Annotated in this window: 5 protein-coding genes; 1 reads left to right on the top strand and 4 read right to left on the bottom strand. The window is 72.7% G+C overall.

The genetic code is table 11. The features are described from left to right. Positions 1-2 precede the first annotated feature (2 nt). Positions 3-572 (top strand): Uma2 family endonuclease, encoded by a 570-nt coding sequence (locus ACWCPW_RS17080; RefSeq protein WP_449762374.1) that lies wholly within the window; start codon positions 3-5, stop codon positions 570-572. Positions 573-619: 47 nt separating this feature from the next. Here ACWCPW_RS17080 and ACWCPW_RS17075 read toward each other — a convergent pair whose 3' ends face one another. The 4 genes from ACWCPW_RS17075 to ACWCPW_RS17060 are packed head-to-tail and all read right to left on the bottom strand — an operon-like array spanning position 620 to position 13,075. Next, on the bottom strand, positions 620-826 hold the full coding sequence (locus ACWCPW_RS17075) for an MbtH family protein (protein ID WP_449762343.1): 207 nt from the start codon (positions 824-826) through the stop codon (positions 620-622). Next, positions 823-6,567 carry a non-ribosomal peptide synthetase/MFS transporter gene (locus ACWCPW_RS17070; RefSeq protein WP_449762342.1) on the bottom strand — a complete coding sequence of 1,915 codons (5,745 nt, stop codon included), beginning with the start codon at positions 6,565-6,567 and terminating at the stop codon, positions 823-825. Before ACWCPW_RS17070 ends, ACWCPW_RS17075 begins: the two co-directional genes overlap by 4 nt. Further along, a complete protein-coding gene (locus tag ACWCPW_RS17065) occupies positions 6,564-9,887 on the bottom strand; it encodes an amino acid adenylation domain-containing protein (RefSeq protein WP_449762341.1) in 3,324 nt (1,107 codons plus the stop codon). Before ACWCPW_RS17065 ends, ACWCPW_RS17070 begins: the two co-directional genes overlap by 4 nt. Next, positions 9,884-13,075, bottom strand: a complete 3,192-nt coding sequence (locus tag ACWCPW_RS17060) for a non-ribosomal peptide synthetase (RefSeq protein WP_449762340.1) — start codon at positions 13,073-13,075, stop codon at positions 9,884-9,886. The genes ACWCPW_RS17065 and ACWCPW_RS17060 overlap by 4 nt, the downstream gene beginning before the upstream one ends. Between the last annotated feature and the right edge of the window lie 2 nt (positions 13,076-13,077).

The raw sequence follows: 13,077 nt of genomic DNA, 5'->3' as shown, positions 1-13,077 counted from the left end.
GCATGGTGACCGCACATGCAGGCATGCCCGTCGAGGAGTTCGAAGGCATTGCCCGCGACACCGCCGAGTCGGTACGACTGGAATTCATCGGCGGCAGGGTGGGAGTAAAGGCTATGCCCGACGGCGACCACGACGAATTCGTCGTCTGGCTCATCGAAGAATTCGCGCGACAGCAGCGCACGCTTTCGGTGTACCCCGCACGTGGCCTGAAGATCGAAAAGTATCGGAAGGGCCGGGCTCGCCCCGATTGCGCCGTCGCCCCCAAGCGCAGCTTCGTCGGGCAGGGCGAGTGGGCCGATCCCGCAGCGGTGCTCATGGTCGTAGAGGTCACGTCCCTCGACCCGGATACCGACCGTCGGGATCGTGCGGACAAACCTCGCGCATACGCTGAAACCGATATTCCGATCTATCTGCTGGTTGATCGTGACAGTTGCGAAACCGTCCTGCACAGCGACCCCGCGAACGGTACCTACACCACCATCGTCAAGCGCCCCTTCGGCAAGCCCGTGCACCTCCCGGCTCCCGTCGACCTCATGTTGGAGACCGAGGATCTCCTGGACCTGGTTCGTTGACGCGCCGCTGCGGCGGTGGGCCCGTGGGCCCACCGCCGGGGGTCGGGTCAGGGCTGGGTGGCTTCGCGGGTGCTGCGGGGGCGGAGGTCGGTCCAGACCTTGTCGATGTGGGCCAGGCAGGCCGGGCGGGTGCCCGTGAAGCCTTCCGCGCGCCAGCCGGGTGGGATGTCGCGGTCGGTGGCCCAGACCGAGTATTGCTCCTCGTCGTTGATCACGACTCGGCAGTGGCGCTCGGGGGGTTCGTCGGTGGTCATACCTTCTCCAGTTCGGATGTGGGTTCGCTGTCGGGATCGGACGCGGGGGACTTCCGGGCGAGCGGCGATGGGGGTGCGGCGTTCGCGCGCTTCCGGCGGCGTTCCTCGATGCCGATCAGGTCGTCCGGCATCGCGTCGGGGACGTCGTCGTCGAAGCGTGCGATCACCCGGTGGCGCAACGAGGCGAGCGCGAGCAGGATCATCGCCGACGCGCACAGCAGGTACAGGAAACCCGTGCCGCGGCCCTCGCCGACGCCGATCACCCGGCCGACACTGGAGGCCAACGCGCCGTCCGCGGTGAACAGTGGTTCGAGCAGGTGTACCGCCAGCGGCGCGATGACGCCGAAGCCCAGCGGGAGGGTGGACCAGGCCACCATCGTGTTCAGCGCGATCACCCGGCCGTGGAACCGCTGCGGCACCTTGACCTGGATGATCGTCGCGTAGATGCCGTTGAGCAGCGACAGTCCGAAGAACACCCCGAAGAAGCCGACGCCGACCAGCACCGGCGAGGGCCGCAGCCCGGCCACGAAGGCGAACACCGCGATCAGCACGGTGGCCAGCAGGATGCCGTGCATCCGGCGGTGCCGGGGGCCTCCCCACACCCCCATCGCCAGGCCGCCGAGCAGCGCGCCCGCGCCCGCCGCGACGCCGACCGCGCCCGCGGTGTGTACCGATCCGAACGAGAGCACCAGCGGCGTCATCAGCACCAGCATCGGCGCGAGGAAGACGTTCAGCAGCGCGAAGTAGAGCAGCATCGTGCGGAATCCGGCGTGCCCCATCGAGTAGCGCACCCCGTTGGCGATCTCCTTCACCATGCTCTCGCGCCGGGTCTGCGCCATCGTGTCGGGGAAGGGCACGAACGCGACCACCGTCACCGCGATCACGAACGTGGTGATGTCGATCACCAGGATTCCGCCGAGTCCGATGCTCGCCAGCAGCGCGACCGCGATCAGCGGCACCACCAACTGCGCCATCCCGGTGCTCATTTGCACGATGCCGTTGGCGTGCCCGAGGTAGCGCTTGGGCACCAGTTGCGGAACCGCCGAGTTGTAGGCCAGGCGTTGGAACGTCGCCGTCACCGACAACACCACCAGGAGCCCGTACACCGCGCCCACGCCCAGATGGCCGCCCCACAACAGCAGCGCCATCACCACCTGCACCGCGCCGGCGGCGCAGTCCGCGGCCAGCATCACCGAGCGGCGACTGTTGCGGTCCACCACCGCGCCCGCCAGCGGCGCGACCACGATCCCGGGGACCAGCGCCAGCACCGAGAACAACGCGAACTGGGTGAGCGAATCGGTGCGCAGATAGATCCAGATCGGGATGGCGAACTCGGTCAGCGCCGACCCGGTGATCGAGGCGAGTTGTCCGAGCGCCACCGCCATGAACCGGCCCATGCTCGGCCGTACCGCCGGTGTGCGCGACGGTGTGGCCTCGACTGCGGATCCCGGCTTGTCCGCGGATCCCGGCCTGTGATCCGATTCCGGCCCGTCCGCGAATGCCGGCTGGTCGGCAAATGCCGGCTTGTCCGCGAACCCCGGCCCGTCCGCGGATCCCGCCCCGTCCGCGGATCCCGCCCCGACGTTCGGGCCGGAGACCCCGTCCAGCCACCAACCCGCGTCCTCACCGCGCGCCGCCCGGGTCAGCGCTTCGGTCCGGTCCCGGGCCACCGCCTCGTGGGTGGCGGTGACGATCTCGGCCAGTTCGTCCGCGCGGTAGCGCAGGAAGTAGTGGCCGGCCTCGTCGATCACCACCAGGGCGGTCGAGGCGGCCATGAAGTGCCACTCCCGGTAGCGCTCCTGGTAGAACTCGGTGCTGGGGTCGCGCTCGCCGATCACCGAGATCACCGGCGCGGCCAACGGCCGCATGCCCTCGGCCATCCGCCGGGTGAAATACTCCTCCGAGGTCCGGCCGTCCTTGCGCATGTTGCGGACGATGAAGGTGACCTGCTCCTCGTCCAGGTCGCCCAGGTCCGCACCCATCGAGGTGAGCCAGTTCAGGTGCACCCGGTCACCGCGCAGTCGCTCCAGTCCGGCGAACCGGGACAGCGCGCCGAGCACGCCGCCCTCGGGTCGGGCGAACGGGAAGATCGCGCCGAGGTAGACCGCCTCCAACGTGCGCCCCGACTCCTCCAGGAGGTGGGCGATCTGCGCGGTCAGCGCGCTGCCCACCCCGCAGTGGCCGTACAGCGCCAACGGTCCCTCGACCCGGGCCAGGATCTCGTCCACGCACTCCCGCGCCACCTCCTCGATCGGCCGGGGTGCCTCGGGCATGGACAGGTCGTGGCCGGGGATCGCCACCGAGTACAACGCGTGGCCGGCCGGCAGCGCGTCGGCCAGTGGCTGGTACACCACCGCGCTGCCGCCGCCGTAGGGCACGCACACCAGCGAGAGCACACGCTGTGCGAGCGGTACGGGACGGGTCAACTCGTGCAGCAGCGAACGTGGTTCGTCCGCGCCGCCCGGGCGGTCGATCAACGCGGCCAGTTCCCGGATGGTGCGGTGCTTGAACAACTCCAGCAGGCTCACCTGCCGACTGCCCGGCGGCAGCGCCTTGCGCAGCCGGGCCAACACCTGCATCGCCAGCAGCGAATGCCCGCCCAGCTCGAAGAAGTCGTCCGTGACGCCGACCGAGGCGAGATCGAGGACCGCCGTCCAGATCCCGACCAGGACCTCCTCGGTCGCGCCCGCCGGAGCCACCCGCTCCGCGTCGCCCGCGCCCGCACCCGCGTCCGGTTCGGGCAGCAGGGCCCGATCCACCTTGCCGTGCGCCTTCAGCGGCATCCGGTCCAGCCATACGAACCGGGACGGCACCATGTACTCGGGCAGCCGAACCAACAGTTCGCGGCGCAGCTCGGCGGGGGCCGGCGGCTCGCCCGGATGCTCCTCGGCCGCCACCAGGTAGGCGATCAACCGCTGCGCGCCGGCCGGGCCACGCGCGTCCACCACGGCCTGCCCGACCGCGTGCTGGGCGCGCAACGCCTCCTCGATCTCGCCCGGTTCGACCCGATAGCCGCGAATCTTGACCTGCTGATCGCTGCGACCCAGGAACTCCACGTCGCCGCCGGGCAGATACCGGCCCAGGTCGCCGGTGCGGTACAACCGGGCGCCCGGCGGTCCGAACGGGTCGGGCACGAACCGATCGGCGGTCGCCCCGGGTTGCCCCAGATAGCCGCGCGCCAACCGCTCGCCGCCGATGTGGATCTCGCCGGTGACCCCGATCGGCACCGGTTCCAGGTGCTCGTCGAGCAGGTACACCCGGGTGTTCGCCAACGGTCGGCCGATCGGCGTCACCGTGCGGGTGGGCTCGTCCTGCGGACGGACCCGGTAGGTGGTCACGCCCACCGTGGTCTCGGTCGGCCCGTAGTGGTTGACCACCGCGCACCTCCCGAGCCGGGCCAGGTCCCGCGTCCACTCCCAGGACGAGCCCTCGCCGCCGAAGATCAACAACCGTCGGGGCAGCAGGCGTTCCGGACCGACCTCGGCGGCCAGGCCGGCCAGATGGGACGGTGTCATCTTCAGGTAGTCGACCGGATGCCGCTTCAGGTGCTCGGCGAACTCCGCGCCGGACAACCGCTTGGGGATCAGGTGCAGTTCGCCGCCCGTGGTCCAGGCGAGGTACAGCGCGGTGATGGCGAAGTCGAAGGACAACGACTGGGCCAGGCCGTGCACCGACCCGGGCGCCACCTCGAATCGTTCGCGCACGCCGTCCAGATAGGACAGCACCTCGCGGTGCTGCACCGCGACACCCTTGGGCCGGCCGGTGGATCCGGACGTGTAGATGACGTAGGCCAGATTCCCCGGCCCGGCCGGCACGGGTGGCGGGCCGGCCTCCTCGGCGTCGGTCGTGTCCGGTTCCCGATCGAGCAGGATCACCGTGCCGGGGTGGCCCGCCGTGCGCTCGCGCAGCGTCGTGTCCGTCACCAGGACCCGCACGTCGGCGTCCGCCAGCATGAACGCCAGTCGCTCGACCGGCTGTTCGGGATCCAGCGGCAGGTAAGCCCCACCCGCCTTGAGCACGGCCAGGACGGCCACCGCGAGGTCGAGCGACTGTTCCAGGCACAGCGCCACCGGTGTCTCCGGGCCGACCCCGTGCCCGCGCAGTCGGAGCGCGAGCCGGGCGGCGCGCGCGTCGAGTTCACCGTAGGTGAGCGTCTCGCCCCGGTAGGTCACCGCAGGCGCACGCGGAGCGCGGGCCGCTTCGGCCTCGATCGCCGCCGTCAGCGTCGGGTGTTCGGGCGGCGGCGCGGCGGTGTCGTTCCAGCCGGTGGTGACCTGGGCCCGCTCCGTCGGCCCGAGCAGGTCGATCCGGGACAGCGGCGTCCGCGGATCGGCGACCACCGCGCGCAGCAGGGTCTCCAGGTGCCCGGCCAGCCGGGCCACGGTGCTCGCGTCGAACAGGTCGGTGTTGTACGTGAGCAGGCCGTGCATCCCGGTCGCGGTCTCGAACACGAACAGGCTCAGGTCGAACCGGGTGACCCGGGAGTCGCCGGTGAACCAGTCGTGGGTGAGCCCGGCGAAGCCGCGCTCGCCGCGCCCGTAGTTCTGCAGCGCGAAGGTGACCTGGAACAGCGGCGTGCGGCCGACGTCGCGGGTGACGTTCTGGTCGCGGACCACCCGGTCGAACGGGAGGTCCTGGTGGGCGTACGCGTCCAGGCAGCTCTCCCGGACCCGGCCCAGCAGTTCGGTGAAGGTGGGGTCCCCGTCCAGCGGTGCCCGCATGGCCAGCATGTTCACGAACATGCCGACCATCGGTTCCAGGTCCGGATGGGGGCGTCCGGCGATCGGGGATCCCACCGCGAAGTCGCGTTGTCCGCCGTGCCGGGACAACACCGCCTGCCACGCGGCGAGCAGCGTCATATAGGAGGTGGCACCGTGTGCGCGCCCCGACTCGGCGATCGCGGCGGCGAGTTCGGTGTCGAGGGTGAAGGTGTGCGCGTCTCCGGCGAAGGTCTGCCGGGCCGGGCGGGGTCGATCGGTGGGCAGGGCGAGCGTGCCGACCCCGGCCAGCCGCTCCCGCCAGTACGCGGCGGCGCGTTCGCCTTCGGGACCGGCCAACCGCTCCCGCTGCCAGGCCGCGAAGTCGCCGTAGCGCACCGTCGGCGCGGGCACCTTCGACTCCCGGCCCGCCGTGAACGCGTTGTAGTCGGACATCAGTTCGTTCACCAGGAGGTGCACGGACCAGCCGTCGCCGACCAGGTGGTGCAGGACCACCACCAATACGGTGTCCTCCCGGTCCAACCGCACCAGCGCGGCCCGCAGCAGCGGCGGCACCTCCAGGTGGAACGGCCGGGCGAACTCCGCGCCCACCAGCGCCGCCGCCCATCGCTCGCGCTCCTGGGCGTCGAGGTCGCCGTCGGGCGAGTGCCGGGCGACGGTGATCGGCGTCGGCGGGTGCACGGTGGCCACCGGTCGACCGTCCGCGCTGGTGGCGAACGTGGTCCGCAGGCTGTCGTGCCGGGCCGGCAGCGCGTTCAACGCGCGTTCCAGCGCGTCCTCGTCGAGCCGTCCGCGCAGACGCAGCGCGAACGGAATGGTGTACGCGGCGGTCCCGGGGGTGAGGTTCTCCATGAACCACAGCGGGATCTGCGCGGACGACAGTGGTACTTCCGCGCCTTCGGGCAGGCGCGGGATCGACGCCGGGGCGGTCGTCGCGGATCTGCGCAGCCGCTGTTCGAGCAGGGTGCGCTTGGCGGCGGACAGTTCGCCCGGCCGGGTCGGCGGCGCCGGGGTGAGCGTCATCGCGGGTCTCCCGTCTCGGCCTGGTCCAGCACCAGTCGTTCGGCGTCCGCCTCGGAGAGCGCGGCCAGTTCGGCCACCAGGAGTTCCTCGACCGAGGCGGCCAGCCCGGCGACCGTGGGGTCGGCGAACAGGGCGCGGATCGGCACGGTGAGTTCGATCGCCGCGCCGAGCCGGGCCACCGCCCGGGTGGCCAGCAGCGAGTGCCCGCCGAGCGCGAAGAAGTCGTCGAGCGCGCCGACGCGTTCCAGGCCGAGCACCTCCGCGAAGGTCTGCGCGACCAGTTCCTCGGCGCTGCCGCGAGGGGCCACGAAGGACGCCTCCGGGGTGGCCCGTTGCTCGGGTGCGGGCAGCGCGGCCCGGTCCAGCTTGCCGTTGGCGGTCAGCGGCAGGCGGGCCAGCACCACGAAGGCGGCGGGCAGGAGGTAGGCGGGCAGCGTCCGGGCGAGCGCGGCACGCACCGCGTCCGGATCCGGGACCGCGGCGTCGGCACGGGGCACCAGGTAGGCGACCAGCCGTCGATCGCCCCGTTCCTCGCGCAGCAGCACGGCCGCCTGACCGATCTCGGGCCGCGCGACCAGGGCCGCCTCGATCTCGCCGAGTTCGATCCGGTAGCCGCGCAGCTTGACCTGGTGGTCGGTTCGGCCGAGGAACTCGAACTGTCCGTCCGGGCGTTGCCGGGCGCGGTCGCCGGTGCGGTAGAGCCGCGCGCCGGGTGGTCCGTACGGATCGGGCACGAAGTGAAGCGCGGTCAGGCCGGGGCGGCCGAGGTAGCCCCGGGCCGGCCCGATGCCGCCGACGCACAGTTCGCCGGGCACTCCGGGCGGCACCGGTTCCAGGTGCCGGTCCAGCACGTGCACGCGCGTGTTCGCCAGGGCCCGGCCGATCGGCGGACGGGTGCCGTCCCACGGCTCGGCAAGCGGGCCGGCCAGGGTCGCCGAGGTGGCGATGACCGCGGTCTCGGTGGGGCCGTACGTGTTGACCAGGTCGACCCGATCGCCGAACACCTCGTGCCAGCGCCGCGTCGAGGCCACGTCGGCCTGGTCGCCGCCGATGATCAGCAGCCGCAGCGCCGGCGGCCACGGCAGGCCGGGTGTCTGCGCGACCAGTTCGTGCCAGTACGGCGTGGGCAGGTCGAGCACGGTCAGCGTGCGACCCGCGTCCGTGCCGAAGAAGTCCGGCAACAGCGCGTCGGCGGGCGCGAGCACCAGCGTCGCGCCGCCGAGCAGGGTCGGATAGACCTCCTCGACATGCGTGTCGAAGCCGAACGAGGCGAATTGCAGGACCCGGTCGCCCGGGCCGGTCCGGTAGCGCTCGCGCATCCAGGCGAGCCGGGCGGCCAACGCCGCACGGGTGATCAGGGTGCCCTTGGGCCGGCCGGTGGAGCCGGAGGTGTAGACGAGGTAGGCGAGGTCCTCGGGGCCGGCGATCGGCGCGAGCGGCTGCGCCTGCGCCCCGTCTCCCTCGCCGTTGTCGGCTCCGGCGCCGTCCAATGGCAGTACCGGCCACCCGAAGTCGGCGAACCGGTCGGCGAACTCGGCCCGGCACAACAGTTGTTCGGCGCCGCTGTCGGCGAGCATGTAGGCGATCCGCTCGGCCGGCAGGGTGGGATCCACCGGCAGGTAGGCGCCGCCCGCCTTGAGTACGGCCAGCAGCGCGACGATCGTCTCGATCGAGCGCTCGGCGCACACCGCGATCACCGAGTCCGGCCCGGTGCCGCCGCGCCGCAACACCCGGGCCAGCCGGTTCGCCCGGGCGTGCAACTCGGCGTAGTCGATCCGGTGGTCACCGGACTCGACCGCGTCGGCGTGCGGGGTGCGCAGCGCCTGTACCTCGAAGGCCAGGACCGGGTCGCGGCATTCGCCGAGCGGCGGACCCGCCGCGCCGGCCAGCACCCGCGCGCGGTCGGTCGCCGGCAGCAGCGGCAGCCGGGACAGCGGCGTGTCCGGGTCGGCCACGGCGCCTTCGAGCAGGGTCTCCAGGCAGCGGGCCATACGGGCGACGGTCTCGGGGACGAACCGTTCGGTGTCGTAGACGAACTCGACCACGAGTTCGTCTCCTTCCGGCCACACCTCCAGGGCCAGGTCGAACTTCGCCTGGCGAAAACCCGATTCGAAGACCTCGGCGCGCACCTCGCCGAGCCGCAGCCCGGGTCCGGCGGGTGGTCGCAGGGTCAGCATGGTCTGGAACACCGGCGGGCTGTCCGGATCGCGCTCCACGTCCAGGGCGCCCAACAGCCGCTCGAACGGCACGTCCTGGTGTTCGTAGGCCTGCAGCGCCACCGTGCGGGTGCGCGCCAGGAAGGCCCGGAACGAGGGGTCCCCGGCGGTGCTCCCGCGCAGGACCAGCGTATTGAGGAAGTAGCCGACCAGCGGCTCGTACTCCTCCTCGTCCCGGCCCGCCAGCGGCGAGCCCACGCACACGTCCTCCTGGTCGCAGTAGCGCGAGAGCAGGGTCTGGTACGCGGCGAGCAGGGTCATGTAGAGCGTGACCTTCTCGCGGCGCGCGAGTTGCTCGATCCCGGTGCGCAGCCCGGCCGGCAGGTGGTGGGTGACGGTGCCGCCGCGCGCCGTGTGGGTGCCCGGAGTGCGCGGGCGGTCGGCGGGCAGGTCCAGGGTCGGCGCGCCCGCGAGTTGCCCGGTCCAGTAGGCCAGTCGCGCGTGGAATCCGGGCGAGTCGACGAGTTCGCGCTGCCGCCGTACGTAGTCCCCGTAACTCAGCGCCGGCTGGGCCAACGGGGAGGGCTGCCCGGACGTGAACGCCCGGTACAGCGCCGCCAACTCGGCGTCCAGGACATTCATCGACCAGCCGTCGGCCACGATGTGATGCAGGATCAGACACAACACGTGGTCGTGTGCGGCGTCGTCCAGGCGCAGCAGGCTCGCCCGCAGCAGTGGGCCCCGGGCCAGGTCGAACCGTTGGTTGGTGCGCTCGGCGACCAGTTCGCGGGCGTGGCGCTCGCGTTCGCCCGGGACGCCGTCGACGCTCACGCGTTCGAGCACGAAGCCGCCGGGCGAGCCGATCACCTGGGTGGGTACGCCGTCGCGGTCCGGGAAGGCGGCGCGCAGGCTGCCGTGCCGGGCGACCAGTTCGGCCAGGGCGCGTTCGAGCGCGTCGGCGTCCAGCGGGCCGCGCAGGCGGTGCACCTGGAACATGTTGAACGCGGCGTCGCCGGGGTTGATCCGGTCCAGCAGCCAGAGCCGTTCCTGGCCCGCGGACAGCGGTAGGTGCTCGGTCCGCCCCGGTTCGGGACGGTTGGCGGGCCGCTCGGCCGGCGGCTGCCCGTGGGTGTGCGGATCGTGGGTCGGAGAGGGGTTGTTCATGGCCGCCGTTCGCTTCGCATCGCGGAGACCGCGCTGGTGAGTCCGGTGATGGTCGGGGATTCGAAGAACACGTGCAGCGGTACGTCCACGCCCAGGCGCTTGCGGATCCGGGCGCCGATGCGGGTGACGGTGAGCGAGTGCCCGCCCAGGTCGAACAGGTCCTCGTCGGGGCGGATGTCGTCCAGGCCGAGCACTTCGCGCCAGATCGCGGTGATCTCGGCGGTCGTGCCGAGATCACCGGACTCGTGTTCCGGGTCGGGTCCGCCGCGCTCGTCGCCGGCGAGCGCCGGGCCCGGATGCGACTCCGCGGTGCGCAGGCGCGGCGGAGCGGGCAGCGCGGCCCGGTCCAACTTGCCGTTGGGCGTCAGCGGCAGGCGCTCCAGCACGACGTAGGCGCCGGGTACCAGTGCGCGCGGCAGGGTCGCGGCCAGGTGCACGCGCAGTTCGGCCGGACTGGGGGCGGGGCCGCCGCGCGGTACCAGGTAGGCGACCAGGCGCGGGCCGTCGGCGGCGTCCTGCCGGGCCAGCACGGCGGTCGCCGCGATCTGCGGATGCCCCAGCAGCGCGGCCTCGATCTCGCCGAGTTCGATCCGGTGGCCGAGGATCTTGACCTGGTGGTCGACCCGGCCGAGGAACTCGATCCGGCCGTCCGCGCGGTAGCGGGCCCGGTCGCCGGTGCGGTACAGCCGGGCGCCGGGCGGCCCGAACGGGTCGGGCCCGAACCGGTCCGCGGTGACGCCGGGCAGGTGTCGGTAGCCGCGGGCCACTCCGCTGCCGCCGATGTACAGGTCGCCCGCGACGCCGACCGGCACCGGCTGCGACTCGTCGTCCAGGATGTACATCCGGGTGTTGGCGATCGGGCGGCCGATGCTCACCCGGTCCTCGTCCATGCCGATCTCCGCGACGCTGGACCACACCGTGGTCTCGGTCGGGCCGTACGCGTTGACCAACCGCCGCACCCGGCGGCGCAGTTCCCGGGCCAGCGGTACCGGGAGCGCCTCACCACCGGCGACCGCGAGCACGGCGGGCTCGCGGAAGCCGGCGTCGAGCAACATCCGCCAGCCGGACGGGGTGGCCTGCACGTGCGTGACGCGTTCGGCGCGGATCAGCCGCAGCAGCGCCCCGCCGTCGCGCACCTCGCCGTCCTGCGCGAGCACCAGTCGCCCGCCTGTGATCAGCGGCACGAACAGTTCCAGGGCGGAGATGTCGAAGGACGCCGAGGTCAGTCCGAGCCACACCGCGTCGCGATCACCGCCCAGGATGTCGCGCATCGACGCGAGCAGGTTGACCAGCGCGCCGTGCTCGATCTCCACGCCCTTGGGCCGTCCGGTGGAGCCGGAGGTGGCCAGCACGTAGGCCAGGTCGCCCGGGCGCGGCGGCGCGCACGGCCCCTCGGCGTCCGCCGCCGGAGTCCCGATCTCCTCGATCAGCAGGGCGCCGGCGGCGTGTTCGGGGAATCGGGTGAGCAGGTCGTGCTCGGTCAGCAACATCGTCGCCGCGCAGTCGCCGAGCACCGAGGCCAGCCGCGCCGAGGGGTACTCGGGGTCCAGCGGCAGGTACGCGGCGCCGGTCCGCAGGACGCCCAGCAGGGCGGTCGGCAGCGCGGCGGTGCGCCGCACGCAGACCGCCACCAGGTCGCCGGGGCCGACCCCGGCGGCGCGCAGGCGCTCGGCGACCGCGTCCACCGCCGCGCCCAGGTCGGCGTAGGTCAGCCGCTCGGCGCCGCAGTGCACCGCCGGCGCGTCCGGGGTGCGGGCGACCTGCGCGGCGAACAGTTGCGGCAGCGTGGCGGGGTCGTGCTCGCGGGCGGTGTCGTTCCAGTCGCCCAGGATCGCGGCCCGCTCGCGGTCGGACAGCAGCGCGAGCCGGCACAACGCGGTGTCCGGGTCCGCGACGATCGCCCGCAGCACGGTGGTGAGGTGGTCCGCGATGTCGAGTGCCGTGCCCGGATCCAGGGCCCGGGCGGCGTAGTGCAGGGTCAGCGTGAGTCGGTCGGGGTCGTTCAGGCATTGCAGGTGGAGGTCGCCGCGCGCGGACCCGTTGAACATGGTCCAGTCGATCGAGGCCGGCAACTCGGTGAAGCCGGGCACCTCGGTACGGCGGCGATAGCTCATCGACACCGGGGCCAGGGCCGGCCGCGGGGTGAGGCCGGGTACCGCGCGGCCCAGCGGCACGTCGCGCACCGTGTACAACCCGCGCAGGTCCGCGCGCAGCGCCCGGACGAAGGCGCCGAACGGCATGTCCGGCAAAGGCACCGTGTGGACCGGGAGTTCGTTGACGTACGGACCGATCCGGTCCCGGGTGTGCGGGGTGCGGGTGCCCAGGTCGACGGCGACCGTGGGGTGTTCGTTGCCGTAGCGCCACAGCAGCACGTGCAGCGCGCCCAGCAGCAGCGCGAACGAGCTGACGCCCAGCGATTCGGCGGTGTCGGCGATGCCGTGCCGCAGCTCGTCGTCCACCGGGATCGGCACGGCCGCGCCGGGGCCGCCACCGGTGCCGGTGCGTCCGGATCCGGGGAGCACCACGCCGGGCGGCTCCTGCGGCTCGGCGGCGAATCGGGACTTGGCCAGGGTGACGCGGCGGGCGAAGTCCACCGCCTCGCGGGCGCCGCGCTCGGCGTCGGCGGGATCCGCCGGGTCCGGGAGGGCGGGCAGGTCGGGCTTGGTGCCGGTGGTGAACGCGGTGTAGTGCGCGGCCAGTTCGCGAACCAGGATGTCCTTGGAGCCGCCGTCGAAGGCGAGATGGTGGGCGACGATCAGCAACACCTGGGGCCCGGTGCCGGCGTCGATCAGGGTGAAGCGCACCAGCGGGCCGATGGCGGGGTCGAACGGGCGCACCGTCTCGCGTCGGATCAGCTCCGCCGTCGCGGCCTCGCGCAGGTTCGCCGGTGTGCCGGCGAGCCGCTCGGTCACCAGGCGGGGTGGGTCGGCGGCGGGAACCAGCCACAGTTCGCCGTCGGCTTCGCGCAGCGCGCCGCCCAGGACCGGGTGGCGGGCCACGAGCGCGTCGCACGCGTCGGCCAGGGCCGACGCGTCGAGGTCGCCGGTGAAGCGGATGGCGAGCGGCATGTGGTGTGCGGTGCCGGTGCCACCGGCGAGTTCGGTGAACCGGATGCCGTGTTGCGCCGGGGAGACCGGGGCGCGGTGGACGGGTTCCGGCGGCAGGGATACCGGCTGGGACTTGCGCATCG

The organism is Embleya sp. NPDC001921, from assembly GCF_053594475.1.
Note: the sequence above shows the minus strand (reverse complement) of the source record. Positions and strands in the feature narration are given on the sequence as shown.

Coding starts and splice junctions, on each gene's coding strand:
- ACWCPW_RS17080 (WP_449762374.1), top strand. CDS start 3: ATGGTGACCGCACATGCAGGCATGCCCGTCGAGGAGTTCGAAGGCATT.
- ACWCPW_RS17075 (WP_449762343.1), bottom strand. CDS start 826: ATGACCACCGACGAACCCCCCGAGCGCCACTGCCGAGTCGTGATCAAC.
- ACWCPW_RS17070 (WP_449762342.1), bottom strand. CDS start 6,567: ATGACGCTCACCCCGGCGCCGCCGACCCGGCCGGGCGAACTGTCCGCC.
- ACWCPW_RS17065 (WP_449762341.1), bottom strand. CDS start 9,887: ATGAACAACCCCTCTCCGACCCACGATCCGCACACCCACGGGCAGCCG.
- ACWCPW_RS17060 (WP_449762340.1), bottom strand. CDS start 13,075: ATGCGCAAGTCCCAGCCGGTATCCCTGCCGCCGGAACCCGTCCACCGC.